General features: G+C 69.9%; 19 protein-coding genes and 1 pseudogene. 11 read left to right on the top strand and 9 right to left on the bottom strand.

Going from position 1 to position 24726, the window contains the following annotated elements:
• Nucleotides 1-5: 5 nt before the first annotated feature.
• The 3 genes from M1E25_RS14320 to M1E25_RS14310 are packed head-to-tail and all read left to right on the top strand — an operon-like array spanning nt 6 to nt 3744.
• Nucleotides 6-665 carry a hypothetical protein gene (locus tag M1E25_RS14320; protein WP_251415195.1) on the top strand — a complete coding sequence of 220 codons (660 nt, stop codon included), beginning with the start codon at nt 6-8 and terminating at the stop codon, nt 663-665.
• Complete coding sequence (locus M1E25_RS14315; protein WP_251415193.1) at nt 662-2482, top strand: phenylacetate--CoA ligase family protein; 1821 nt, start codon at nt 662-664, stop codon at nt 2480-2482. The genes M1E25_RS14320 and M1E25_RS14315 overlap by 4 nt, the downstream gene beginning before the upstream one ends.
• The gene (locus tag M1E25_RS14310) at nt 2479-3744 is read left to right on the top strand and encodes an MFS transporter (RefSeq protein ID WP_251415191.1); all 1266 of its coding nucleotides are present in this window, start codon (nt 2479-2481) and stop codon (nt 3742-3744) included. Before M1E25_RS14315 ends, M1E25_RS14310 begins: the two co-directional genes overlap by 4 nt.
• A gap of 149 nt (nt 3745-3893) precedes the next feature.
• Here M1E25_RS14310 and M1E25_RS14305 read toward each other — a convergent pair whose 3' ends face one another.
• Nucleotides 3894-5345 carry an amidase gene (locus M1E25_RS14305; RefSeq protein ID WP_251415188.1) on the bottom strand — a complete coding sequence of 484 codons (1452 nt, stop codon included), beginning with the start codon at nt 5343-5345 and terminating at the stop codon, nt 3894-3896.
• Between the two features lie 264 nt (nt 5346-5609).
• On the bottom strand, nt 5610-8114 hold the full coding sequence (dnaB, locus tag M1E25_RS14300; RefSeq protein ID WP_372500807.1) for a replicative DNA helicase: 2505 nt from the start codon (nt 8112-8114) through the stop codon (nt 5610-5612).
• A 718-nt stretch (nt 8115-8832) separates the two neighbouring features.
• Here dnaB and M1E25_RS14295 point away from each other — a divergent pair.
• Nucleotides 8833-10173 (top strand): MATE family efflux transporter, encoded by a 1341-nt coding sequence (locus tag M1E25_RS14295; RefSeq protein WP_251415185.1) that lies wholly within the window; start codon nt 8833-8835, stop codon nt 10171-10173.
• Nucleotides 10174-10292: 119 nt separating this feature from the next.
• On the opposite strand, the gene rplI is transcribed toward M1E25_RS14295, so the two are convergent.
• The 4 genes from rplI to rpsF form a co-directional block, all read right to left on the bottom strand.
• Nucleotides 10293-10739, bottom strand: a complete 447-nt coding sequence (gene rplI / locus M1E25_RS14290; protein WP_251415182.1) for a 50S ribosomal protein L9 — start codon at nt 10737-10739, stop codon at nt 10293-10295.
• A gap of 18 nt (nt 10740-10757) precedes the next feature.
• Nucleotides 10758-10994, bottom strand: coding sequence for a 30S ribosomal protein S18 (rpsR, locus tag M1E25_RS14285; protein ID WP_251415179.1), 237 nt, complete (start codon nt 10992-10994; stop codon nt 10758-10760).
• Nucleotides 10995-11058: 64 nt separating this feature from the next.
• Nucleotides 11059-11541 carry a single-stranded DNA-binding protein gene (locus tag M1E25_RS14280; RefSeq protein ID WP_251415178.1) on the bottom strand — a complete coding sequence of 161 codons (483 nt, stop codon included), beginning with the start codon at nt 11539-11541 and terminating at the stop codon, nt 11059-11061.
• 84 nt (nt 11542-11625) lie between these two features.
• The gene (rpsF, locus tag M1E25_RS14275; RefSeq protein ID WP_251415176.1) at nt 11626-11916 is read right to left on the bottom strand and encodes a 30S ribosomal protein S6; all 291 of its coding nucleotides are present in this window, start codon (nt 11914-11916) and stop codon (nt 11626-11628) included.
• Between the two features lie 296 nt (nt 11917-12212).
• Here rpsF and M1E25_RS14270 point away from each other — a divergent pair, with 296 nt between their 5' ends.
• From M1E25_RS14270 to M1E25_RS14260, 3 genes are all read left to right on the top strand, one after another.
• Nucleotides 12213-12542 carry a hypothetical protein gene (locus M1E25_RS14270; RefSeq protein ID WP_251415174.1) on the top strand — a complete coding sequence of 110 codons (330 nt, stop codon included), beginning with the start codon at nt 12213-12215 and terminating at the stop codon, nt 12540-12542.
• A gap of 180 nt (nt 12543-12722) precedes the next feature.
• Nucleotides 12723-13841, top strand: a complete 1119-nt coding sequence (locus M1E25_RS14265) for a lipid II:glycine glycyltransferase FemX (RefSeq protein WP_251415172.1) — start codon at nt 12723-12725, stop codon at nt 13839-13841.
• An 84-nt stretch (nt 13842-13925) separates the two neighbouring features.
• On the top strand, nt 13926-14957 hold the full coding sequence (locus tag M1E25_RS14260; protein WP_251415169.1) for an alanine racemase: 1032 nt from the start codon (nt 13926-13928) through the stop codon (nt 14955-14957).
• 189 nt (nt 14958-15146) lie between these two features.
• On the opposite strand, the pseudogene M1E25_RS14255 reads toward M1E25_RS14260, so the two are convergent.
• A pseudogene (locus M1E25_RS14255) lies at nt 15147-16468 on the bottom strand (glycosyltransferase family 87 protein); the annotation flags it as partial.
• Between M1E25_RS14255 and M1E25_RS25910 the strand changes: the two are divergent.
• Nucleotides 16395-16712 carry a hypothetical protein gene (locus M1E25_RS25910; protein WP_251415379.1) on the top strand — a complete coding sequence of 106 codons (318 nt, stop codon included), beginning with the start codon at nt 16395-16397 and terminating at the stop codon, nt 16710-16712. The pseudogene M1E25_RS14255 and the gene M1E25_RS25910 overlap by 74 nt on opposite strands.
• Nucleotides 16713-16756: 44 nt before the next feature.
• Here the strand turns inward: M1E25_RS25910 and M1E25_RS14245 are convergent, their stop codons facing one another.
• Nucleotides 16757-19432, bottom strand: coding sequence for a transglycosylase domain-containing protein (locus tag M1E25_RS14245; RefSeq protein WP_251415168.1), 2676 nt, complete (start codon nt 19430-19432; stop codon nt 16757-16759).
• A 355-nt stretch (nt 19433-19787) separates the two neighbouring features.
• Here M1E25_RS14245 and M1E25_RS14240 point away from each other — a divergent pair, with 355 nt between their 5' ends.
• The 3 genes from M1E25_RS14240 (at nt 19788) to M1E25_RS14230 (ending at nt 22998) form a co-directional block, all read left to right on the top strand.
• On the top strand, nt 19788-20489 hold the full coding sequence (locus tag M1E25_RS14240) for a PadR family transcriptional regulator (protein WP_251415166.1): 702 nt from the start codon (nt 19788-19790) through the stop codon (nt 20487-20489).
• A gap of 50 nt (nt 20490-20539) precedes the next feature.
• Nucleotides 20540-21622, top strand: a complete 1083-nt coding sequence (locus tag M1E25_RS14235; RefSeq protein WP_251415163.1) for an inositol-3-phosphate synthase — start codon at nt 20540-20542, stop codon at nt 21620-21622.
• 89 nt (nt 21623-21711) lie between these two features.
• The gene (locus tag M1E25_RS14230; RefSeq protein WP_251415160.1) at nt 21712-22998 is read left to right on the top strand and encodes an MFS transporter; all 1287 of its coding nucleotides are present in this window, start codon (nt 21712-21714) and stop codon (nt 22996-22998) included.
• A 95-nt stretch (nt 22999-23093) separates the two neighbouring features.
• Here the strand turns inward: M1E25_RS14230 and M1E25_RS14225 are convergent, their stop codons facing one another.
• A complete protein-coding gene (locus tag M1E25_RS14225) occupies nt 23094-24587 on the bottom strand; it encodes a CCA tRNA nucleotidyltransferase (RefSeq protein WP_372500782.1) in 1494 nt (497 codons plus the stop codon).
• Nucleotides 24588-24726 lie beyond the last annotated feature (139 nt).

Genomic DNA, 24726 nt, shown 5'->3' with positions numbered 1-24726 from the left:
CCCCCATGTCACCCAGTGGAACCGGCCTGCACGTCACCACCGTCAGCCTCGGGCGAGCCCATCACATCTGCGCGGTGTGGAGAGTACGCAGACCCATGGGCCCGCCCGACGTGTCCTGCGCCTTCCCGAGCGCCCTGCTCCTGCCACGTCGGGGCGCCGAGCAGGAATGGGCCGTGGAGTGCGCACTGACGGCGCTGTGCACGTCCGGACCGGCCAGCGGTCCGGCGTGCGTGGACCTCGACACCGGGACGGACGGCATCAAGGTCTCGTCCGTCCGGGCCGGCCTGTGCACCCCCGAACTGCGTGAACTCGCCCGCACCTCCACCGGCGAGGGGCAGGAGGGGTGGGCCGCGCTGGCCGCGGAGCAGCCGGGGGCCTTCCGTGCCCGGGCCGGCAGTGACTACCGGATGGCCCGCCACGCCGCGGTCGTGAGCGTCGCCTCACCGCCCCTGGATGCGTTCCAGGGCGGTGAGCCGACCGGCCTCGCGGGGTCCGTGCCGAGCCATCACCGGACCGTGCCCGTGCCCGGGTGCCCGCCGGACGGCCGCCGCCACCGCCTGCACCTCGTGCACGAGCGGCAGGAGACGGTCCTGCGCGACTACGCCAGGCTCCTGCTGCATACCGAAACCACCCGAACACCCATGGTCCGGAGAAGCCATTCATGAGGACTTACCCCACCGACCTGCTGCTCGCCGTCGAACACGTCAGAAGCCGCTTCGAAGCCGGCGAACTCGGCGGCCTCCGGGACCTCCTCGACCGGGCGGGAATGCACGATCCGCTCGTCCGCTTCGACGACGAGGAGCTCTTCACGGGCCTCGACCGCCTGCTCGGAGGCGTGAGCCAGTACCCGTGGCAGCCGCTGCCCGACACCAACGACGTCCTCGAGTTCGGTCCCGTCGGCGACATCGTCCTGGACGACCGGCACGCCGAGGCGACCCTGCGCGGCCTGCTGCTCGGCTGGGCACTGGGCAACCGGACCACGATCCGGTCCGACCGGCCGGAGCTGTGGACCGCGGTGATGGACGCGCTGCGCGAGGCGGGCGCCCCCCTGCCCGAGGGCCGGGTGGAGAAACCGGGCGCGGAGGCCGCCGGCACCGTGGTGGAGGTCCCGGCCCTGCCCGACGACGCCGCGCTGTCGATCGACTGCCGGTCCCCGTGGGTCAGCCGGCTCTACGGCTTCCGGCACCGTCGCGGCATACGCCTGAGCCAGGCCCGCAGCGACGACACCGCCGAGCGGGAGGGCCGCATCGCAGCGAAGCTGCGCTACCTCGTCGGCCGGGCCCGTCGCGCTCCGTTCCACGCCGGGCTGCCGGTGGTTCGGGAGGCGGGCGACCTCGCCCGGCTGCCCGTGCTGGAGAAGCCCGCCCTGGAGGCGCACTCGCTCCCGGTCAGCCGGGACCTGTGCAGCGGCGACGCCCCGAGCGGCGAGGTGCTGCGCTCCGGAGCCACCAGCGGCAACCCGCGCTACATCGTCTTTTCGCGCGCCGACTGGGAGAACATGGTCAGGGAGGCGATCCCGGTCTTCTACGAGCTGGGGATCGAGTCCGGCGACCGCGTGATCAACACGCTGTTCGGCGGCGGCATGTACGGCGGCCTGACCACGTCGTTCAGCGAACTCCTGCGGATGCCGGTGGAGTGCTACTCCACCGGGCAGTTCGCGACCGTCGACGACCTGCTGATGCTGGCCGAGAGTTTCCGCGCCAACGTGATCATCGGCATGCCGGCCCTGATCCTGCCGCTGCTGCGCGACGCCAAGGCACGCTGCCCGGAACTGCGCATCGAGAAGGTCATCTACGGCGGCACCCCGATGACGGAGAACGACAAGACGTGGCTCCGCAGGGAACTGGGCGTGCAGTCGGTCTCCAGCATCCTCGCCGCCAACGACGGTGCGCAGCTCGGATACCAGTGCGCCTCCCTCGGCGGGACCCTGCACCACGTCAACGACGACTACAACCTCATCGAGGTGGTCGACGCCGACGGTGCACCCCTGGAGGACGGTTCCGTCGGCGAGCTGCTCATCACCAGCATGCAGAAGTTCGAGGGAGCGCTGATCCGCTACCGGATCGGCGACATGGGACGGGTCTTCGACCACACCTGCGCGTGCGGCGTCTCCGGGAAGGTGCTGGAATACCTCGGCCGCTCCGACGGCCTGGTCCGCTTCAAGGGCGAGACCGTGCTGTACGGCGACGTCCTCGAACTCCTCGCCGACTTCGATGTCTCCCTGCTCCAGATCGAGGTCTTCACCGAGGGCAGCAAGGAGGTCCTGGTGATCCGGACCGAGTCCCCGAACCCCCCGGGGCCCGAGCGGATCCGCGAGCACCTCACCACCAAGGTCCCCGTACTCGGCGACCAGCAGGACTTCGACGCCGGCCTGGACGTCTACGAGCTGAGGGTCGAGAGCCTCGCGGAGGGACAGCTGCCGCGCAACTCCGTGAGCGGCAAGGTCCGCACGGTGGTCGACCGAAGGCTGGAGGCCCGATGATCCGCCACGACCCGCCCGCCCGGACCATGCTGGCGGCCATCTCGGTCTCGAGCATCGGCTTCGGCATCCACACCCTGGCCATGGGCCAGTTGCTCTACGACCGCACGGGGAGACCCGAGGCCTTCGCACTCGTGCTCACCCTCCAGGGGCTGGCCGCGTTCTGCGTGCTCCCGGTGTGCGGCCCGCTGGTGGACGCCGCCAACTCCAAGCGGGTCTACGTCGCTTGCGGACTGGGCCGAGCCGTCACCGTCGCGCTCATCATCGGCATCACCTTCGTCCCCGGGAGGAGCGCGGTCCCGTACATCGTGGGTGTCGCGGTACTCCTCGCCGTCTTCGACAACATCGAGAGGTCGGCCCTCTTCAAGTTCACGGCCCACCACGTCGACGGCGGCCACGTCACGAAGTTCAACAGCCTGGTCGGCGTGGCCTTCCAGGCGGGCGCCCTGAGCGGCATGGCGCTGCTCGGCCTGATCCTGACGTGGGGCACACCCCGACAGGCGCTGCTGGTGGACGTGGTGACGTCCCTGTGCTGCGCCTTGGCCGTGTCCCGGATCCGGCTCGTCCGGCCGGAGGAGACACCCGTCATGAGCGCCCGGATGCTCCGGTCCGCGGTCGCGGGCACGGTGGGCACATGGCGCCTCATGCTGACCCGGTACCGGCAGGACCGCGTCGTGCTCGTCCTGATCGTCATGTGCGCGGCGGACTTCGTCTTCGCCCAGGGGCTCAGCACCCTGGTGGTGCCGCTGGCGGACGAGTTCCGCGACGGCCAGGGGTGGTACATCGCCGCGCTCGAGGGGACCTTCGCGGTCGGCATGATCAGCGCGTCGTTCTTCACGAGTCGTCTGGTGGTCCAGCGTCTGCTACCGGTGTGGCTGCTGATCCAGGGGGGTTCGGCCGTGCTGCTGGCAGTCGGCGAATCGGCGACCTCGCACTTCGCCGGCTTCTTCCTGGCGGGGTTCGCGAACCTCAACAGCCTCACCTGGCTGCTGACTTCACTTCAGCAGCGGGCCCAAGAGGGGGACAAGGCCAAGATGGCCTCGCTGCGGCTGCTCGCGATCGGGCTGGGCACAGCCGTCCTGATGCCGCTGGTCGGCTGGGCCGCGGGGAGCTCCCTCGGCACCGGCTTCACCGGGCTCGCCCTGATCATGGCAGTCTTCGGGCTGTGCGGGATCTGGGTGGCCCGGGTGTACGTGCCGCGGTCCGGCCCGGACCCCGCCGTTGCCGTACCCGGCCCCGCAGGAGAGCCGGCACCGACAACGTGATGCCGCCGTACCGCCGGTGGGGTGCGCGAGTTCGCGCACCCCACCGGCGGTGGCCTTCACGACCGGTGCAGCAGCCGCCGGCGGCGCCGGGGCGGAGGATCTCGCTGTGATCCGCGCCTCGTCCTCGACGGGATGTCCGGTAGCACGGCCTACTCCGCTGCCCGGAAGCCACCGATCCTCTGCTCGAGCAGTTCGGCCAGTTTCAGCGGGGTGCGGTCCTCGAGCATCGGACCGATGAGCTGCACTCCCACCGGCAGTCCCTCGGGCGACCGGCCCGCCGGTACGGCGGTGGCGGGAAGACCGGGCATGGTGGCCAGACCGGCCCAGACGAGCTGGTCGAAGTACGGATACTCGGCGCCGTCGATGTCGATCCGGCGGTTCATCAGGTCGGGGTTGTGGTCGTGCGGGAACGCGGGGGTGGGCGTGACGGGACACACCACGGCGTCGAACTCGGCGAAGAACTGCCGCCAGCAGTGGCGGTGGAGCTCGCGAAGGCCGTTCACCTCCATCCAGTCGCGGTGGCTGAGCACCATGCCGCGCAGCCGCGCCGCATCGAGGCTCCGGTCGTCTGCGCCCAGTCCGGCGGCGCGGGCCTGTACCTGCTCGTACGCTTCGATGGGAAAACGTGCAACGGAGCCCGAAAACAGCAACTGCGTGTAGAGCACCGCGGCTTCGGCCAGATCGGGCAGCAGCGGGCTTTCCCGCTCGACTCGGGCGCCGCCGTCGACAAGCGCGTCGGCCACCCGGTCCACGCCCGCACGCACAGCGGACCCGGTCGGAATGAGCGGATGCTCGTCGAGGACCAGGACCCGGAAGTCGCAGAGCCGCTCGTGGCGCGCGGGCGGCAGCGTCACATCGTGCGCGACACCGAGCGTCAGAGGGTCCGGTCCGGCCATGACGTCGAGCAGGAGCGCGAGGTCGCGGGCAGTGCGCGCCATCGGACCGACGACGGCGAGGTCGGCATCGGCCGGCAATGCCGGCGCGGACGGCGGGACCATGCCGCGGATCGCCGCCAGCCCGAGCGTCGGCTTGTGTGCGTAGACACCGCAGAAATGTGCGGGGGTACGCAACGAACCGGCGAGGTCGGAGCCGATGGACAGCGCGCCGAATCCGGACGCCAGGGCCGCCGCTGATCCGCCGGATGAGCCACCCGAAGTGCGACCGTGATCCCACGGGTTATTGGTGGTGCCGTAGATCTCGTTGAAGCTCTGCACATCCTGCAGCCCCAAGGGCACATTGGTCTTACCGATCACCACCGCGCCTGCGGCCCTGAGCCGCGACACCTGCACCGCGTCCTCGGCCGGCATGTAGTCCCGGTGCAGCGGCATCCCCCAGGTCGTCGGCAGCCCGGCGACGTTGTAGGACTCCTTGACCGTCACCGGAATGCCGAGCAGCGGCCGGTCCGCGCCACGGGCGCGCGCCCGGTCGGCAGCGCGCGCGGCGGCCCGTGCACGGTCGAAGTCCGGCACACAGATCGCGTTGATCGCCTCGTCGTCCCTCTCGATACGGGCGATCGCCCCGTCGGTCAGTTCCGCCGAGGTCACTTCACCGGCACGCAAGGCGGCCGCGAGTTCTTCGGCCGTCCGAAAATTCCACTCCATGGATCGGACGGTACGGGTGTCCGGGAAAGGCCATAAAACGGCGCTTCGCACAACGGGGTCGGTACGTCAGGCCACAGGAAATCCGACCGCCGGCCGTGGCGGTGCGCGGTGGTTTCACCTCCGAGCAGAACGGAGACCGACAGTCACGGTGGAGTCGACCGTGCGACCTCCCCGCACTGCATCAGGCCGCATTGCCACGACGTCCGTCCCCACCACGAAGGAGGTCAGGCAGCGGTGGACGGTCTCGCCGCCCATGACATCGGGTCAGGTCTGCGCCATGTCGACGAAGCGCGAGTAATGCCCCTGGAACGCCACGGTGATCGTCGCCGTCGGACCGTTACGGTGCTTGGCCACGATAAGGTCCGCCTCACCGGCGCGCGGGGACTCCTTCTCGTAGGCGTCCTCGCGGTGCAGCAGGATCACCATGTCGGCGTCCTGCTCGATCGATCCACTCTCACGAAGGTCCGAGACCATCGGCTTCTTGTCCGTGCGCTGCTCGGGACCACGGTTCAGCTGGGAGAGCGCGATCACCGGGACCTCGAGCTCCTTGGCCAGCAGCTTGAGGTTCCGGGACATCTCCGAGACCTCCTGCTGGCGGCTCTCGGGACGCCGGGACCCGCCGGACTGCATCAACTGGAGGTAGTCGATCACGACGAGCCGCAGGTCGTTGCGCTGCTTCAGGCGCCGGCACTTGGCGCGGATCTCCATCATCGACAGGTTCGGGGAGTCGTCGATGTAGAGCGGCGCGGCCGACACGTCGGGCATCCGGCGCGCCAACCGCGTCCAGTCCTCGTCCGTCATGCTGCCGGACCGCATGTGGTGCAGGGCCACCCTCGCCTCGGCGGACAGCAGGCGCATCGCGATCTCGTTGCGCCCCATCTCCAGCGAGAAGACGACGCTGGGCAGGTTGCTCTTCACCGAGCACGCGCGCGCGAAGTCCAGGGCGAGCGTGGAGTTGTGCGTGGGCACCATCGAACGCGTGGCCAAGTACATGTGCGCGTCGTTGTCGACCTGGACGCAGCGGACCGGGACGCTCGCGACCGGTTCCACGCTCGTGATGAACCGCTGCTCCCGCCCGGACGTCGACGGGCGCCGCCGCTCTTCGTGCGTGCGCCGCTTCCGTTCCAGTCCGAACACCGCGTCGTCCGTGGCGAAGTCGACGGTGTACGCCGTCGAGCTCTCCGGCGAACGTCCCTCCGCCTGCTTCGTCGCCGCACCGCAGCGGTATCCCAGGCTCACGGCGAGTTCACGGACCCCTTCGGCGAGAACGGGGCTGGTCGTGGTGAACCGGACGGATCCGGTGCCGGTGACCACGCCGCCGGTGTCGAGCAGACCCGCGAGCAGCGCTCTCCGCTGGGTGACGGAGCCGCGCAGGTACTGCTGCGGGATGTGCTCGTTCCCCAGCACTCCCATCGTGCGCAGGATGACCAGCAGGCTTCCGTGGTTCCTCGTGCACGGTGCGCAGCGGGGATCCGAGTACGGCGGGAGGCAGGCCTTTCCGGAGTCCGCGCAGGTGGCGTGAGGCATCGGCGTGGAGCCACCGCGCGCCCTGCCACCGCAGGACCGGCCGCGGCTGTGAACGTGATCGAACTCGGGGGTGAACGCTTCGGCACACACCACACAGGTGCGCTCGAGGCGTTCCGGCTTCTCCACGGTGACACCGGTGCCGTACGTGATCGACGAACCCAGGCGCCGGATCTCGAATCCGTCGTCAGCGATGCGCTGGAGAATCTCGGGATCCGCCGAAGCGATGCGTGCCGCGACGCTGTGGCCGTCGCCGAGCCATGCGCCCAGCGTGAACGGAGGGACGGGCAGGTTCTGCTCCGGCAGGTCGACCGGAGCTGCGTTCTGCACCGAATGGTTGATCCCGCCGTCGGCCGGACACCGGGCCGTCCCGGCGATTTCCTCGGTCGTCCTGACCGAGGGGTGCGACCACCGGCCGGAGGCGTTCTCTGCGGCCGCCCTGCGGGAGGCACGGGTGTCGGTGAGCCACTGGTGCTCCGCATCGGCGACCACGGTGGTCCCGTCGTCGAAGGTCACGCGGTAGCAGGGACGCCCCACCATGACGTCCGTGGCGGCGACGACACGCGTGGGCCGCCCGGCGGCGTCGATCAGGTGATCGCCGGCCTTCACCTCGCCCATGGTGGTCCAGCCCGACGGGGTGGGCAGCGGCGTGTCGAGCGCGAGGGCCTTTCCCATCGCCGGTCGCGCCGCGATGACGATCATCTGGCCCGGGTGCAGGCCGTTGGTCAGCGAGTCGAGGTCGGTGAAGCCGGTGGGGACGCCGGACATCTGGCCGCTGCGGGAGCCGATCGCCTCGATCTCGTCGAGGGCGCCCTCCATGATGTCGCCGAGCGGCAGATAGTCCTCCGACGTCCGCTGCTCGGTGACCGCGTAGATCTCGGCCTGCGCGGAGTTGACGATCTCGTCGACGTCGCCGTCCGCCGCGTATCCCATCTGCGTGATGCGGGTCCCGGCCTCCACCAGGCGGCGCAGGACGGCCCGCTCGTGCACGATCTCCGCGTAGTACTCGGCGTTCGCGGCCGTCGGCACGGACTGGACGAGAGTGTGGAGATACGAGGCCCCGCCGACGCGGCCGATCTCGCCGCGCCGGGTGAGTTCCGCGGCGACGGTGATGGGGTCGGCCGGCTCGCCCTTGGCGTAGAGGTCGAGGATCGCCTGGTAGACGGTCTCGTGCGCCGGGCGGTAGAAGTCGCTGCCCTTGAGGACCTCCACCACGTCGGCGATGGCGTCCTTGGACAGCAGCATGCCGCCGAGCACGGACTGCTCGGCGTCGAGGTCCTGCGGCGGAACCCGTTCGAAGGCCGACGCGGAACCGGCGTCGCCCCAGGAGTCGTCGCCCCGGGCGTGGGCGTCACCGCCGTCCCGGTCCCGCTGCCCGCCCCGTTCGGACGTGCGGGGGGAGCGGGACGCCGGAAGGCGGTCGCCCGGTCCGGTCCCGGCCCAGGCGTCGTCCAGGTCCGGATGATTCACCCCGGCACCTCCTCCCGTCCGCCGCGCGGACCCCACCGGCCGGCGCACACATCCGCTCGCCGTGCTTCTCTTTCCTACGGCACTGCTCTGACACTTCACGCCGGTTCCGGTCAGGTCACGTCACATCGGACCGGCTCGTGGAGCGAGACCTCGTGGACGGGAGAATGGCGTGGGCGCCGGACCACGGTAGGCGTGCGAGCGGCCAGGACCAAGACGGTTATCCACAGGCCATGTGGACGACTGGCGACTTCCTGTGGAGAAGCTCGCGAAACCTGTGCACGGGTCGGGGGACACCGCTGTGGACAACGATGAACTCGTCTGGCGATCAGTACCCTGAACTGCGGTTTCGCCGTCCACGGCCTGTGCAGGAGAAAAACTTCGCGAGCCTGGTCACGTTCCCGGTGAACGACGCGCACGCGCAGGGTGACGACAGCCGCAAGTAAGGGATGAAAGCAGCTTGCATCTCTTACCTGTGGAAGGTTGTATGGAGTTCATGACACAGGCACCCGAACGCGCGGAGCGGCGCGGCAGACGGCACGACCGGGAAATCGTCGCTCTCGCCCTCCCCGCCTTCGGCTCGCTCGTCGCGGAGCCCCTGTTCGTCCTCGTCGACAGCGCTGTCGTCGGCCACCTCGGCACCCCCCAGCTCGCCGGACTCGGCATCGCCGCAGCCCTGCTCACCACCGGCGTCAGCGTCTTCGTCTTCCTCGCCTACGCCACCACCGCGGCCGTCGCCCGGCGGGTGGGCGCGGGCGACCTCCCGGCGGCCATCCGCCAGGGCATGGACGGCATCTGGCTCGCCCTCCTCCTCGGCCTCGGCGTGATCGCGGTCGTGCTGCCCGCCGCCCCCGAACTCGTCGGACTGTTCGGCGCGTCCGGCAGCGCCGCCCCCCACGCCACCACGTACCTGCGCATCAGCGCCCTCGGCATCCCGGCCATGCTCATGGTCCTGGCCGCCACCGGAGTGCTGCGCGGGCTCCAGGACACCCGCACCCCGTTGCTCGTCGCCGTCGGCGGATTCACCGCGAACGCCGTGCTCAACGTCGGGCTCGTCTACGGCGCCGGCCTCGGCATCGCGGGTTCCGCCTGGGGAACCGTCATCGCCCAGTGCGCCATGGCCGCCGCGTATCTCGTGGTCGTGGTGAGGGGCGCCCGTGCGCACGGCGCCTCCCTGCGCCCCGATGCCGCGGGTATCCGGGCCTGCGCCCAGGCGGGGGCGCCCCTGCTGGTCCGCACCCTCTCGCTGCGCGCCATCCTGCTCATTGCCACGTCGGTGGCGGCGCGGCTCGGTGACGCCGACGTCGCCGCCCACCAGATCCTGCTCTCCCTCTGGTCGCTGCTGGCCTTCGCGCTCGACGCCATCGCGATCGCGGGCCAGGCGATCATCGGCCGCTACCTCGGCGCGGGGGACACCTCCGGTGCCAGAACCGTCTGCCGGCGGATGATCCAGTGGGGCGTGGCTGCAGGCATGGTCCTCGGCCTGCTGGTCGCCGTGTCCGGCCCGCTGCTCATGCCGCTGTTCACCAGCGACCCGGACGTGCACCGGCGGCTGCTGCCCGCACTGCTGGTGGTCGCGCTGAGCCAGCCGGTGTGCGGGGCGGTCTTCGTGCTGGACGGAGTGCTCATGGGCGCGGGCGACGGGCCCTACCTGGCCTGGGCCATGCTCGTCGTCCTGGCGCTGTTCGTGCCGCCGGCCCTGGCCGTACCCCGCCTCGACGGCGGGCTGACGGCGCTGTGGTGGGTGATGGGGCTCATGATGGTGCTGCGGCTGATCACCCTGTGGGCACGCAGCCGGTCGGGCCGCTGGATCGTCACCGGCGCCGTCCGGGCCTGACCGCGTCGTCCGAGGGCCCCGGCCCCATCGGGCCCCGGGCTCACCCCGGTGCAGCAACGGCGAAGGGCCGCACCCCGGCGGGGGTGCGGCCCTTCGTCGTGCTCTGCCGAAGGCGGCCGTCAGGCGGCGACGACCTCGACACCGAACTTCGCGGCGACGTCCGCGTGCAGACGCACGGACACCTGGTGGGCGCCGAGGGTCTTGATCGGCGTACCGAGCTCGATGCGGCGCTTGTCCACGTCCGGACCACCGGCGGCCTTGATCGCCGAAGCGATGTCGGCCGGGGTGACGGAACCGAACAGGCGGCCGGCCTCGCCGGCCCGCGTGCTCAGCCGGACGTTGAGGCCCTCGAGCCGGCTCTTGACCTCGTTGGCCTGCTCGATCGTCGCGATCTCGCGGATCTTGCGGGCGCGACGGATCTGCTCGACGTCCTTCTCGCCGCCCTTGGTCCAGCGCATCGCGAAACCGCGCGGGACCAGGTAGTTGCGGGCGTAACCGTCGCGGACGTCGACGACGTCACCGGCGGCACCGAGGCCGGACACCTCGTGGGTGAGGATGATCTTCATGTGTCTGTCACCCTTCCCTTATCGCGCAGACGAGGTGTAGGGCAGCAGCGCCATCTCACGGCTGTTCTTGACGGCCGTGGCGACGTCGCGCTGGTGCTGGGTGCAGTTGCCGGTGACCCGGCGGGCACGGATCTTGCCGCGGTCGGAAATGAACTTCCGCAGCATGTTCGTGTCCTTGTAGTCGACGTACGCGACCTTGTCCTTGCAGAACGCGCAGACCTTCTTCTTCGGCTTGCGCGGAGGCGGCTTCGCCATTGTCTCTCTCCTGTGTGATCAAGAAGTGTGTGCTGGTCGCCCTGACCAGGCCGTGGAGTACGGCCTAGAAGGGCGGCTCGTCCGAGTAGCCGCCGCCGGAGCCGCCGGAGCCACCGCCCCAGCCACCGCCGCCGCCCTGCTGGCCGCCGCCACCGCCGCCGAAACCGCCCTGGCCGCCACGGCCGGTGGTCTTCGTGACCTTGGCCGTGGCGTTGCGGAGGCTGGCGCCGACCTCGTCGACGTCGAGCTCGTAGACCGTGCGCTTCACGCCCTCGCGATCCTCGTAGGACCGCTGCTTGAGCCGGCCCTGCACGATGACGCGCATGCCGCGCTGGAGGGACTCGGCGACGTTCTCCGCCGCCTGACGCCAGACCGAGCAGGTGAGGAAGAGGCTGTCGCCGTCCTTCCACTCGTTGGTCTGCCGGTCGAAGGTGCGGGGAGTGGACGCGACACGGAACTTCGCGACCGCCGCACCGGATGGGGTGAAGCGCAGCTCGGGGTCGTCGACGAGATTGCCGACGACCGTGATGACGGTCTCGCCTGCCATGGTGAACCTCTCGGCGGGGTGCTGCTGGCTGCTTGCTGCTCGGACCCGGTTACCGCTGAGCGCTCAGTCGCGGGGACTGGGCGTTCAGTGGTTCGCGGGACGGAGGACCTTGGTCCGGAGGACCGACTCGTTCAGGTTCATCTGACGGTCGAGCTCCTTGACGACCGCAGGCTCGGCCTGCAGGTCGATGACCGAGTAGATGCCCTCGGGCTTCTTGTTGATCTCGTACGAGAGACGACGACGGCCCCAGGTGTCGACCTTCTCGACCTTTCCGTTGCCCTCACGGACGACGGAAAGGAAGTTCTCGATCAGCGGGGAGACTGCTCGCTCCTCGAGATCGGGGTCGAGGATGACCATCACCTCGTAGTGACGCATGTGGAACCCACCTCCTCTGGACTCAGCGGCCACGGTCTTTCCGTGGCAGGAGGGTCGTGATGCGTGTGCAACCGTATCCGCGGACACTGACAGTCCAGGGGTGACCGGGACTGTCGGGGGCCGGAGGGGCGACCGGTCCGTGAACCGGACGGGCCTCCGCGCCGACACGGACGCAGACCGTACAGACTACCCGCATCCTGCCCACCGCTTGAAATCCGGCTGCCGTTCCCCGCAATCTGGACACAACGGGTGTGAGAGGCGCTACCGTGCGCCGCCCCTCGCCAGGAGGTGCTCCCATGGCACAGGCAGTCCGTCACCAGAAGAACCGCTTCGCCGGCCTCAACGCCCTGATGAACTCGGACGGCAAGGCCCATCCCGTCGAGAACGGCTTCGCCCTGGGGACCCTCCTCCTCGGTGTGGTCGCCTTCGTCACCTCGAACTTCTACAGCCTGCACATCCTGGCGTCCTGGACCGGCCTCGTCGGGATCCTGGTCGGCGCACGGTCCCAGATGATCTCCGCGACCACCGGCGAGCGGTTCGTCTCGATCATCGGCCTCGGCGCGGCGGCGGTGGGCTTCTTCCTGGGCATGGCGCGCGGCGGGCTGTTCGGGGGCGTACTGGGTTAGGGCAGGTCCGGGGCCGGCCGCCGGCGCCACCGTCCCGGACGGCTCCGGCTCCCGGCGCGCTCCGCGGGCCGGGAGCCGGAGCGGAGTCTGCCCTGACAGGGCGTTCCCCCGGCGCAGTAGGCTTCGCGGCGAGAGCCGGAGCCCCGACCCCGGGGACGAACCTGCCGAGGAGCGCCGCGCATGACCCTGACCCTGAGGACCATCAGCCGAGAGCAGCACCTGGAGTTCATCCAGAGCCTGCCGGCGGCAAGTCACATGCAGGTCCCGGCATGGGCGGACGTGAAAGCGGAGTGGCGGTCCGAGAACCTGGGCTGGTTCGACGACAGCGGCGAACTGGTCGGAGCCGGCCTGGTTCTCTACCGCCAGCTGCCGAAGATCAAGCGCTATCTCGCCTACCTCCCCGAGGGACCGGTGATCAACTGGTTCTCCCCCCACCTCGAGGACTGGCTCCAGCCGATGCTCGCGCACCTCAAGAACGAGGGCGCGTTCTCCGTGAAGATGGGCCCGCCCGTCGTCATCCGGCGCTGGGACGCGGCCGCGATCAAGTCCGGCATCCAGAACCCCGACGTCAAGCGGCTGCGCGACGTCGAGGCCACGCACATCGAGCCGCGCGCCTTCGAGGTCGCGGACCGGCTGCGCCGCATGGGCTGGCAGCAGGGCGAGGACGGCGGCGCCGGCTTCGGGGACGTGCAGCCACGGTACGTCTTCCAGGTGCCGCTGGAGAACCGCTCGCTGGAGGACGTCCACAAGGGCTTCAACCAGTTGTGGCGCCGGAACATCAAGAAGGCCGACAAGGCGGGCGTCGAGGTGGTCCAGGGCGGCTTCGACGACCTCGCCGAGTGGCAGCGGCTCTACGAGATCACCGCCGAGCGCGACCGGTTCCGTCCGCGTCCCCTCGGCTACTTCGAGCGCATGTGGAAGGCACTCAACGCCGAGGACCCGAACCGGATGCGGCTGTACTTCGCCCGGCACGAGGGCGAGAACGTCGCCGCGGCGACCATGCTCATCGTCGGCGGCCACGTCTGGTACTCGTACGGCGCCTCGGCCAACCACAAGCGCGAGGTCCGGCCCTCGAACGCGATGCAGTGGCGCATGCTCCGCGACGCCTACGCGCTCGGCGCGAGCGTGTACGACCTGCGCGGCATCAGCGACTCCCTGGACGAGAACGACCACCTCTTCGGTCTGATCCAGTTCAAGGTGGGGACCGGAGGCCAGGCCGCCGAGTACATCGGCGAATGGGACTTCCCCCTCAACAAGCTGCTGCACAAGGCCCTCGACATCTACATGTCGCGGCGCTGACGCACGCGGCCCCGCTCGACCTTCCCAGCAGTCCCCCCTACCTCAGTCCCCACACCGTAGATACGAGAGAGGTTCCGGACGGCCATGGCGCTCACCCTCTACGTCGACACCGCGCGCTGGCGGGCGCACCAGCAGACCGTGCTCCAGCAGTTCCCCGGCCTCGTGCCGGTCTGCAAGGGGAACGGCTACGGCTTCGGCCACGAACGGCTCGCGGACGAAGCCACCCGCTTCGGCTCCGACGTGCTCGCGGTCGGGACCACCTACGAGGCCGCCCGGATCAAGGACTGGTTCAGCGGGGACCTGCTCGTGCTGACGCCGTTCCGGCTGGGCGAGGAGCCGGTTCCGCTGCCGGACCGGGCGATCCGGTCGGTCTCCTCCGTCGAGGGTGTGCGCGGCCTCGTCGGCGCCCGGGTGGTCATCGAGGTGATGAGCAGCATCCGCCGCCACGGGGTGAGCGAGGCGGAGCTGCCCAAGCTGCACGCGGCCATCGAGGACGTGCGGCTCGAGGGCTTCGCCCTGCACCTGCCGCTGGACCGGCTCGACGGCTCGGACGCGGTCGAGGAGGTCATCACGTGGATGGACCGGCTGCGGGCCAACCGGCTGCCGTTGCACACCATGTTCGTCAGCCATCTGAGCGCCGCCGACCTGGCGCGGCTGCGGCAGCAGTTCCCGCAGACGCGGTTCCGTACCCGCATGGGCACCCGGCTGTGGCTGGGCGACCACGACGCCACCGAGTACCGGGGCGCGGTGCTGGACGTCACCCGGATCGCCAAGGGCGACCGGTTCGGCTACCGGCAGCAGCGGGCCGCGTCGGACGGGCATCTCGTCGTCGTGTCGGGCGGTACCTCGCACGGGGTGGGGCTGGAGTCGCCCAAGGCGCTGCACGGAGTGATGCCACGGGCCAAGGGGGTCGCGCGGGCGGGGCTGGCGACCGTCAACCGCAACCTCTCGCCGTTCGTCTGGGCGGGCAAACAGCGCTGGTTCGCGGAGCCGCCGCACATGCAGGTGTCGATCCTGTTCGTCCCGAGCGACGTCGCGGCCCCGCAGGTGGGGGACGAGCTCGTGGCGCACCTGCGGCACACGACAACGCAGTTCGACCGACTGGTCGACCGCTGAACCGGTCGTCCGCGGAGACGCCCGGCAGGCCGCACCCCACCGCATGATCACCGGGCCCGGGAGCCGGCCGCCGTGCCGCTCCCGGGCCCGTCGCTGTCACCGTCCGCCGGTGAACCCACCGGAACCCGGCGGCCGTTCGGTCCCGAAGGGAGCTGTCCGCTCCCGGAAGGGGGAGCGGACGTCGACCGTCCGCGAAGCGCCCCACGCGACCTGCTCCCCCGTGGACGTCGCCACGGCGTCGTGGCGGAGCCGGCCGGGCACGACGACGTCGGGCGCACCGTCGAGGACGCCGCCGGAGGGGTCGTCGGCGCCGTCCCGCCGGACCACGTCGCGTTCCGGCGTCAGCACGTCCCGGATCACGAGGGCGGCGAGGTAGAGCGTGCCGAGCAGGTGGACCAGGATGGCCAGCTGGTATCCCTCGGCGGGCAGTCCCTGGTGCTTGTCACCGCTGGAGGTGTACGCGAGGTACATCCAGATGCCGACGAAGTACGCCGTCTCGCACGCCTGCCACACCAGGAAGTCCCGCCAGCGCGGACGTGCCAGGGCCGCCAGCGGGATGAGCCACAGGACGTACTGGGGTGAGTAGACCTTGTTCACCAGGACGAACACGGCCACCACCAGGAAGGCCAGCTGGGCGAAGCGGGGACGCCGCGGGGCGTGGAGGGCGAGCACGCCGATCCCGGCGCACAGCAGCAGGGTCAGGGCGGTCGCCCAGACGTTTGCGTCGTCGAGCGGGCTGCCGGTGCGCTGGGAGATGATCAGCCAGAACGACCCGAAGTCGACCGGCCGCTCCTGGCTGAAGCTGTAGAACTTGCTCCAGCCCTCCGTCGCGAGCACCATCACCGGCAGGTTCACCGCCAGCCAGGCCACCGCCGCGCCCGCCCCGGCCGCGAAGAACTGCCGCAGCCGCCCGGCGCGCAGGCACAGGACGAACAGCGGGCCGAGCAGCAGCAGGGGGTAGAACTTGGCGGCGGTCGCGAGCCCGATGAGCACGCCGGCGAGCACCGGGCGGCTGCGGGACCACATCAGCATCGCGGCGGCGGCCAGGGCGACGGCGAACAGGTCCCAGTTGATCGTCGCGGTCAGGGCGAACGCCGGCGCCAGTGCGACCAGCAGCCCGTCCCAGGGCCGGAGGCGATGGGTCCGGGTGACGCAGACCACCAGCACGGCGGTGCAGACCATCAGCATCCCGGCGTTCACCAGCCAGTACAGCTGCTCCCGGTGCTGGAGTCCGCCGCCGTCCGGGGTGAGCCAGGCCGCGGTCTCCATGAACAGGCCGGTGAGGACCGGGTATTCGAGGTACTCCATGTCGCCGGGCAGCCGGTCGAAGTACGGCACCAGGCCGTCGGCGAAGCCGCGGGCGTTGAACAGGTGCGGGATGTCCGAGTAGCACGCGTGCGTGTACAGGCGCCGTTGTAGCAGGGCAGCTTCTCGAGCATGCCCAGCGCGAACATGGCCAGGGCGACGAGCACGACGATCCGGGCCGGGGTCCACCAGCTCGCGCCGGTCAGCGCCCGCCGTCCGGCGGGGCCGCCGAGCCACTCACTGCCGGCCGCGGAGACGGGGTCCTCGGCCGTCGGGCGTACGGGCTCACCTGCGGTGGTGTACCGGGCGTCGGAGTCGGGGGCACGCGTCATGCGCCACATCCTGCCCTACGCCGCCGCAGGAGCGGACCCTCGCTCCGGTCCCGGGGTCCCCGGGCCCTGCTCCGGTCCCGGAACGGCCGAGGGCCCCGCCGGTGTGTGCGTGTCGTGACGCCCGGCGGGGCCCTCGTTCATGCGCGCTGCGCGGTGCGGCTGCTACTCCGGAACCCCGGTGGAGCCTCCGAAGAAGCCTCCGCCTCCGCCGCCGTTGCCGTTGCCGCCGTTGGGCGGCGGTGGCGACGAGCTGGTGCCGCCGTCGGTGCCGCCGTCGGTCCCGCCGTTCTGGCCGCCGCTGTTCTCCTCGCAATTCGGGTCGAAGAGACCGCAGCCCTGGGTCGGGGACGGGGTGCCCGAGGGCTGGTCCGGCGTCTCCGAGGGCGATGCGGACGGGGTGTCGGACGGGGTGGGCGTCGGCGACGGGCTGGCGCCCGGGCCGTAGATCTTGTCGCCGATCGGGACCGGTGTCGGGAAGTTCGCCGGGGGCACCCCGGTGAGAGCGCGCCCCATGTACGTCGCCCAGATCTCGGCCGGGAACGACGCACCGTGGATCTTCTTCTGGCCACCGGTGCCGAACATCTTGAGGAAGTGCCGGTTCTTGGCCGCGGCGTCGTCGTTCAGCCGCCACATGCCGACCGCAGTGGACAGCTGCGGGGTGTAGCCGACGAACCACGCCGACTTGTTGCCGTCGGTGGTACCCGTCTTGCCGGCCACCTGACGGCCGGGCAGCTGGGCCGAGGTACCGGTGCCCTTGTCGACCACGTTCTTCAGCACGTCGGTGACGTTGTCGGCCACCGCGGAGGTGAACGCCTGTGGCGTCTTCTTCTTGTGCTGGTAGACGACGTTGTCCTCCTTCTTCACCATCCGCACCGAGTACGGGTCGGCCTGCTGGCCGCTGGCGGCGAAGGTGGCGTACGCCCCGGCCATCCGGATGGCGCTCGGGGACGCGGTGCCGAGGGCGAACGAAGGGCTGTTCGTCGAGCCGTCGAGGCTCTCCTCGTGGAGACCGGCGTCGACGGCGGCGTCCTTCACGGTCTGGGTGCCGACGTCCATGCCGAGCTGGACGTAGGGGGAGTTGGCCGAGACCCGCATGGCCTCACGCAGGTTGATGTCCCCGTACGACTCGTTGCCGTCGTTGACCTGCCGCCACTCCTCGCCCTTCTCGTTGTGCCAGACCTTGCCGGCGTAGTCGCGGATCAGCAGCTTGTTCTTGCCGCTGTAGACACTCCGCGGAGAGACCTGCTTGCGGTCCGTCCGGCCCTGATCGGGGTTCGGATTCTTCGGGTCCCGGACGCCGTCGCGCATGGCGGCGGCGAGCACGAACGGCTTGAACGTCGAGCCGACCTGAGCGCCCGTGACGTCGGCGTTGTTGGTGAAGTGCTTGGTCCAGTCCTGGCCGCCGTAGATGGCCACGATCGCACCGTCCTTGGGCTTCACCGAGGCTCCGCCGAACTGGACGTGCTTGTCGCGCTCGCGCTCCTTGGGCCGCATGTTCCGCTTGTAGATGGTCTTGACGGCGCTCTCCATCTCCTTGACCTTCTTCTGGTTGAAGGTCGTGTAGATGTGGAAGCCGCCGCGGTCCAGCTGTTCCTTGGTGATGTCGCCCTTGTTGGTGACATAACCGTCGGCCAGGTCGGTGAGGTAGCCGATCTGGCCCTTCTTCTCGGTGGCCTTCCGCGGCGGGAGCACCTTGGGGAACTTCTCGCCGATCTCGTCGCGGTCCGCCTTCTTCATGCGGCCGACCGCCACCTCACGGTTGAGCGTCCAGCTCCACCGTGCCTTGGCACGGGCGAGGTTCTTGTCCTTCGTCGCGGCCTCGCCGACCCCGCCTGCGGGGTCGTACAGGTTGGGACCGTTGAGGAGGGCGGAGAGGAAGGCGCTCTCGCTGGCCGTCAACTTCTCGGAGTTCTTGTTGAAGTAGGCCCGGGACGCGGCCTGGATGCCGTAGGCGCCACGACCGTAGTAGGCGGTGTTCAGGTAACCCTTGAGGATCTCGTCCTTGGACACGGTCGCGCCGACCTTGGTCGAGATCAGCAGCTCCTTGACCTTCCTCGAGAGCGTCTGATCCTGGGAGAGCATGGCGTTCTTCACGTACTGCTGGGTGATGGTCGAGCCACTCTGGGTGGTACCGCCCGTGGCCATGTTGAAGACGGCCCGCAGGATGCCCATCGGGTCGACGCCCGAGTCCGTCTCGAAGGAGGCGTTCTCCGCGGAGATCACCGCGTCCTGCATGTGCTGGGGGATCTTGGACAACGGCACGATCTGACGGTTCACGTCGCCGCCGCCCGCCACGACCATGGGCTTGTTGTTGTCCCAGTAGTAGACGTTCTTCTGCGCCGTGGCCGCGTCGTTCGGGTCGGGCACTCCCACGATGGCCAGACCGATGCCCGCAGCCCCGATGAGCAGCGCCATGGAGCCGAGCGCCGAACCGCCCACCAGCTTCCAGGACGGGATCCAGCGGCTTGCGCCGTACCGGCCAGCCCGGGGGTAGTCGATGAAGCGGCCCTTGCCGGGGTCGTCCCCGTAGTCGCCTCCGTAGTCGCCTCCGTAGCCGCCCCCGCGGTGGCCCCCGCCACCGCCGTGGCCGCCGTATCCGGCGCCTGCCGCACCAGCGGCTCCCGCTCCGGCAGCTCCGGCCCGGCGCCGGCCGCCGGACTTCTGGGCGCGGCGGGCCGCCGCACGCCCCATGTACGGGGCCTCCTCGCCGTACGGCCCTGCGGCGGACCCGCTGGTATCGCGCGGCGCGGCACGTCGGCCGGGCGGCTGCGCCCCCCGCCGGGCCGCAGCACGTCCACCCTCCGATGCCTTCGGTGGTTTGCGACGGTGCTCGCTCATGGAACAGCTACTCCTCGGGCAGGCGCTATCGCCTGAAAGCGGCAATGGACTTCCGGTCCCCCCGATGTGCGATCCGGCCACAGGGGCAGACCGCACTACTCCGGGGACTCAGACGCCCCCGGGGGGCCTTGTGGTTCCCGGTGCTTTGCATGGCGCACAGACTACGCACGCTCAAACCCCGAAGACCCACCCCCCTCCACTCATATCGGTCAACTCACATCGCCCGAATCGGTGATGTGACGCCGCTCACCCCAACCGCACTTGTCGTGACAGGGGTGGAGATCTATCGTCTGGATGTATCGACTCGATACATCGCCTCGGCATAGAGGCCGCGAAAGAGTGAGGGAGGCGGCAGATGGGCAGGCGCTCCGGCGTTCTCGAGTTCGCCGTCCTCGGGCTCCTTCGCGAGTCCCCGATGCACGGCTATGAGCTGCGGAAAAGGCTCAACACCTCGCTGGGGGTGTTCCGGGCGTTCAGCTACGGGAGCCTCTATCCCTGCCTGAAGACGCTGGTCGGTCAGGGCTGGCTGATCGAGGAACCGGGGAGCGCGCCGGAGGACGCCACCACCGGGTCGCTCGCCGGCCGGAGAGCGAAGATCGTCTACCGGCTGACGGCCGAGGGAAAGGCGCACTTCGAGGAGTTGCTGGCCCACTCCGGGCCCGACGCCTGGGAGGACGAGCACTTCGGTGTCCGCTTCGCGTTCTTCGGCCAGACCTCGCGGGACGTACGGGTGCGCGTGCTGGAGGGGCGCCGCAGCCGGCTGGAGGAGCGACTCGACAGGATGCGGGCCTCCCTCGCAAGGACCCGGGAGCGTCTCGACGGCTACACGCTCGAGCTGCAACGGCACGGAATGGAATCGGTCGAGCGCGAGGTCCGCTGGCTGAACGAACTCATCGAGAGCGAGCGAGCCGGAAGCGACGCGAGCAGGTCCGGGACGGGGCAGTCCCCCGGCCGCGACCGGCCGCAGCGCAAGCAGAACCGGACAGAGGAAACGGACGGACCTGTACGGCAGCGGGGGGCTCCCCGGCCGGATCGGTCCGACGACACCACCGACTGAGGTCCCGCACCCCGCAGGACCTCGTGGAACAACAACAGGGAGCAACCGGAATGGGTTCGGTTCGCGTAGCCATCGTCGGCGTGGGCAACTGCGCCGCCTCGCTGGTGCAGGGCGTCGAGTACTACAAGGACGCCGACCCGAAGAGCCGCGTGCCAGGTCTGATGCACGTGCAGTTCGGTGACTACCACATCAGCGACATCGAGTTCGTGGCCGCTTTCGACGTCGACTCCAAGAAGGTCGGCCTCGACCTGGCGGACGCCATCGGCGCCAGCGAGAACAACACGATCAAGATCTGCGACGTTCCGTCCACGGGCGTCACCGTGCAGCGCGGTCACACGCTCGACGGCCTCGGCAAGTACTACCGGCAGACCATCGAGGAGTCGCAGGAGACGCCCGTCGACGTCGTCCGCACCCTCAAGGAGCGGGAGGTCGACGTCCTCGTCTGCTACCTGCCCGTCGGTTCCGAGGACGCCGCGAAGTACTACGCGCAGTGCGCCATCGACGCCAAGGTCGCATTCGTCAACGCCCTGCCGGTCTTCATCGCCGGAACCAAGGAGTGGGCGGACAAGTTCACCGAGGCGGGCGTCCCGATCGTCGGCGACGACATCAAGTCCCAGGTCGGCGCCACGATCACGCACCGTGTGATGGCGAAGCTGTTCGAGGACCGGGGCGTCGTCCTGGACCGCACCATGCAGCTGAACGTCGGCGGCAACATGGACTTCAAGAACATGCTCGAGCGGGACCGCCTCGAGTCCAAGAAGATCTCCAAGACGCAGGCCGTCACGTCACAGATCCGCGACCGCGAACTGGGCGAGGACAACGTCCACATCGGCCCGTCCGACTACGTGGCCTGGCTGGACGACCGCAAGTGGGCGTACGTGCGCCTCGAGGGCCGCGCGTTCGGTGACGTGCCGCTCAACCTGGAGTACAAGCTCGAGGTCTGGGACTCGCCCAACTCCGCCGGCGTCATCATCGACGCACTGCGGGCAGCGAAGATCGCCAAGGACCGCGGAGTCGGCGGCCCCGTCCTCTCGGCGTCCTCGTACTTCATGAAGTCCCCGCCGGTCCAGTACTTCGACGACGAGGCCCGTGAGAACGTCGAGAAGTTCATCTCGGGCGAGGTCGAGCGCTGAACAGCACCCACTTCGGCTGAACAGGTCTCCTGATTCCAGGCCCCCGGGTCCTCCACCCGGGGGCCTGAGCGGTGTGTGAGGCTGAGCCCATGGCTGTCGTACGTGACCTGCACGTCCTTCTGCGACTGCGCGACTTCCGTCGCCTGCTGGCCGTACGCCTGCTCTCCCAGTCCGCCGACGGGATGTATCAGACGGCACTCGCCGCCCACGTCGTCTTCTCCCCGGAGAAGCAGGCCACACCGGCAGCCATCGCCTCGGCCATGGCGGTGCTGCTGCTGCCGTACTCCCTCGTCGGCCCGTTCGTGGGGGTGCTGCTCGACCGCTGGCAGCGGCGGCAGGTGCTGCTCCACGGCAATCTTCTGCGGTCCCTCCTCGCCACCGGTACCGCGTTGCTGATCCTGGCTCAGGTGCCGCAGTGGCTGTTCTACGTCTCCGCGCTCTCGGTCACGGCCGTGAACCGTTTCGTCCTGGCCGGCCTGTCCGCCGCCCTGCCGCACGTCGTCGACGACCGGCGGCTGGTCGTCGCCAACTCCCTTTCCCCGACGGCCGGAACGCTCGCCGCCATCGCCGGGGGCGGGCTGGCCATCGCCGTACGCATCGTGGCAGTGGACTCGGATGCCGTGGTGGTGCTCGTGGGCGCGACGCTCTACCTCTCGGCGGCGGTCGCAGCGCTGCGCATGGGCCGGTATGCCCTCGGCCCCACAGCCGTGCCGGAACTCCCGCGCATCCGGACAGCTCTCGCCCACATCGCACGGGGCCTGGTGGCCGGCGTGCGACACCTCCACCGGACGCGCCCCGCGGCCCGCGCGCTGACCACGCTCACCGGCATGAGGTTCGCCTACGGCGCCTTCACGGTGATGTTGTTGATGCTCTGCCGCTATGCCTGGAGCGACACCACTTCCGAGGGGCTGACCCTGCTCGGAGTGGCGCTCGGGGTCTCCGGCGCCGGGTTCTTCACCGCTGCCGTGATCACGCCGTGGATGGTGGACCTGTTCCGCGGCGGCCAAGAGACCGGGAACCGCGGCCGGCTCATCTGGCTGACCGTCTGCGCGGGGGCCTCCGCAGTCCTGTTGCCCGTCCTGGCCCTTCCGTTCGCCCCGGGGCCCGTGCTGGCGGCGGCCTTCCTCGCGGGACTCGCCACCCAGGGCGCGAAGATTGCCACGGACTCGGTGATCCAGTCGTCGGTCTCCGACATCTACCGGGGGCGGGTCTTCTCCCTCTACGACGTCCTCTTCAACGCGGCCTTCGTCGCGGCGGCAGCCGTGGCGGCCCTGATGCTGCCGCCCGACGGCAGGTCACCCTCCCTCGTGGCGACAGCCACCGCCGTCTATCTGGCCAGCGCCTGCTGGGCGGCCGATCACCTCCGGCGAGGCTGAGGAGCGTTTCACGTGAAACAGTGCCACAAGCCGGCCTCGGCCGGACAACGTTTCACGTGAAACGGCACTCATACCGATCGGGGTGAGCCGGCCGATCAGCTGTTGCGTTCCGCCCACCACTCCCGGAGCGCGCCCACAGCGACATCGTGCTCCATGGGCCCGTTCTCCAGCCGGAGCTCCAGCAGGAACGTGTACGCCTGGCCGATCACCGGCCCCGGTCCGACGCCGAGGATCCGCATGATCTCGTTACCGTCCAGGTCGGGCCGGATCGCCTCCAGCTCCTCCTGCTCCTGGAGCCGGGCAATACGGTCCTCGAGCCCGTCGTACGCCCGGGACAGCGCATTCGCCTTGCGCTTGTTGCGGGTCGTGCAGTCCGACCGGGTCAGCTTGTGCAGCCGGCCCAGCAGCGGGCCGGCGTCGCGGACGTAGCGCCGCACGGCGGAGTCGGTCCACTCCCCGGTGCCGTAACCGTGGAACCGCAGATGCAGCTCGACCAGGCGGGACACGTCCTTCACGATGTCGTTCGCGTACTTCAGCTTCGCCAGACGTGCCTTCGTCATCTTCGCGCCGACGACCTCGTGATGGTGGAACGAGACGCGGCCGTCCTTCTCGAACCGCCGGGTCCTCGGCTTCCCGATGTCGTGGAGCAGCGCAGCGAGCCGCAGGACGAGATCCGGCCCGCCCTCCTCCAGGTCGATGGCCTGCTCGAGAACGATCAGCGAGTGCTCGTAGACGTCCTTGTGCCGGTGGTGCTCGTCACGCTCCAGGCGCAGGGCGGGCAGCTCCGGCAGAAAACGGTCCGCGAGCCCGGAGCCGACCAGCAGCTCCAGCCCCTTGCGGGGGTTGTCCGAGGTGATCAGCTTGCTGAACTCGTCACGGACCCGCTCCGTCGACACGATGTCGATGCGCTCGGCCATGTCCCGCATCGCCGCGACGACGTCCGACGCCGGCTCGAAGTCCAGCTGAGCGGAGAACCGGGCGGCGCGCAACATGCGCAGAGGATCGTCGGAGAAGGACTCCTCAGGGGTGCCCGGCGTCCGCAGCATCCGTTCGGCGAGATCCTGCAGACCGCCGTGCGGATCGACGAATTCCTTCTCCGGCAGCGCCACGGCCATGGCGTTGACGGTGAAGTCCCGTCGGACGAGGTCCTCCTCGATCGAGGTCCCGTAGGACACCTCGGGCTTGCGCGAGGTGCGGTCGTAGGCCTCCGACCGATAAGTCGTGATCTCGATCTGATAGTCCTGATCGCCCTCGCCACCCGGACCGCGCTTGCGGCAGCCCACCGTCCCGAAGGCGATGCCGACCTCCCACAGGGCATCGGCCCACGGGCGGACGATCTTCAGCACCTCCTCCGGCCTGGCGTCGGTGGTGAAGTCCAGATCGTTGCCGAGCCGTCCCAGCAGCGCGTCCCGGACCGAGCCGCCGACCAGGGCGAGCCGGTGCCCGGCCTCCTGGAAACGGCGGGCCAGGTCGTCGGCCACGGGGGACACCCGTAGCAGTTCGCTCACCGCCCGTCGTTGTACCTGACTGAGCAGGTTCCTGGACTGCGCGGCGTGCTGGGTGAGGCGGTCATCGTTGGCTTTCGGCACAACAGGAGAGAGTACGTGCACCGGCCGCCCCGAGCCCCATCGTCCCGCCCGGCAGGCCACACTGGCGAAGAACGAGGCCTCCGGCCGGACGGGCGATCATGGAACACGAACCCCGGCGCCGAGTCGCAGCGGACCTCGT

Origin of the sequence: Streptomyces meridianus, assembly GCF_023703325.1 — a bacterium.
Lineage (GTDB): Bacteria > Actinomycetota > Actinomycetes > Streptomycetales > Streptomycetaceae > Streptomyces > Streptomyces meridianus.
Note: the sequence above shows the minus strand (reverse complement) of the source record. Positions and strands in the feature narration are given on the sequence as shown.

Coding starts and splice junctions, on each gene's coding strand:
- M1E25_RS14320 (WP_251415195.1), top strand. CDS start 6: ATGTCACCCAGTGGAACCGGCCTGCACGTCACCACCGTCAGCCTCGGG.
- M1E25_RS14315 (WP_251415193.1), top strand. CDS start 662: ATGAGGACTTACCCCACCGACCTGCTGCTCGCCGTCGAACACGTCAGA.
- M1E25_RS14310 (WP_251415191.1), top strand. CDS start 2,479: ATGATCCGCCACGACCCGCCCGCCCGGACCATGCTGGCGGCCATCTCG.
- M1E25_RS14305 (WP_251415188.1), bottom strand. CDS start 5,345: ATGGAGTGGAATTTTCGGACGGCCGAAGAACTCGCGGCCGCCTTGCGT.
- dnaB (WP_372500807.1), bottom strand. CDS start 8,114: ATGCTGCTGTCCAAGGACGCCATCGCCGACGTGGTGGAGGTCCTCAAG.
- M1E25_RS14295 (WP_251415185.1), top strand. CDS start 8,833: ATGACACAGGCACCCGAACGCGCGGAGCGGCGCGGCAGACGGCACGAC.
- rplI (WP_251415182.1), bottom strand. CDS start 10,739: ATGAAGATCATCCTCACCCACGAGGTGTCCGGCCTCGGTGCCGCCGGT.
- rpsR (WP_251415179.1), bottom strand. CDS start 10,994: ATGGCGAAGCCGCCTCCGCGCAAGCCGAAGAAGAAGGTCTGCGCGTTC.
- M1E25_RS14280 (WP_251415178.1), bottom strand. CDS start 11,541: ATGGCAGGCGAGACCGTCATCACGGTCGTCGGCAATCTCGTCGACGAC.
- rpsF (WP_251415176.1), bottom strand. CDS start 11,916: ATGCGTCACTACGAGGTGATGGTCATCCTCGACCCCGATCTCGAGGAG.
- M1E25_RS14270 (WP_251415174.1), top strand. CDS start 12,213: ATGGCACAGGCAGTCCGTCACCAGAAGAACCGCTTCGCCGGCCTCAAC.
- M1E25_RS14265 (WP_251415172.1), top strand. CDS start 12,723: ATGACCCTGACCCTGAGGACCATCAGCCGAGAGCAGCACCTGGAGTTC.
- M1E25_RS14260 (WP_251415169.1), top strand. CDS start 13,926: ATGGCGCTCACCCTCTACGTCGACACCGCGCGCTGGCGGGCGCACCAG.
- M1E25_RS25910 (WP_251415379.1), top strand. CDS start 16,395: ATGCCCAGCGCGAACATGGCCAGGGCGACGAGCACGACGATCCGGGCC.
- M1E25_RS14245 (WP_251415168.1), bottom strand. CDS start 19,432: ATGAGCGAGCACCGTCGCAAACCACCGAAGGCATCGGAGGGTGGACGT.
- M1E25_RS14240 (WP_251415166.1), top strand. CDS start 19,788: ATGGGCAGGCGCTCCGGCGTTCTCGAGTTCGCCGTCCTCGGGCTCCTT.
- M1E25_RS14235 (WP_251415163.1), top strand. CDS start 20,540: ATGGGTTCGGTTCGCGTAGCCATCGTCGGCGTGGGCAACTGCGCCGCC.
- M1E25_RS14230 (WP_251415160.1), top strand. CDS start 21,712: ATGGCTGTCGTACGTGACCTGCACGTCCTTCTGCGACTGCGCGACTTC.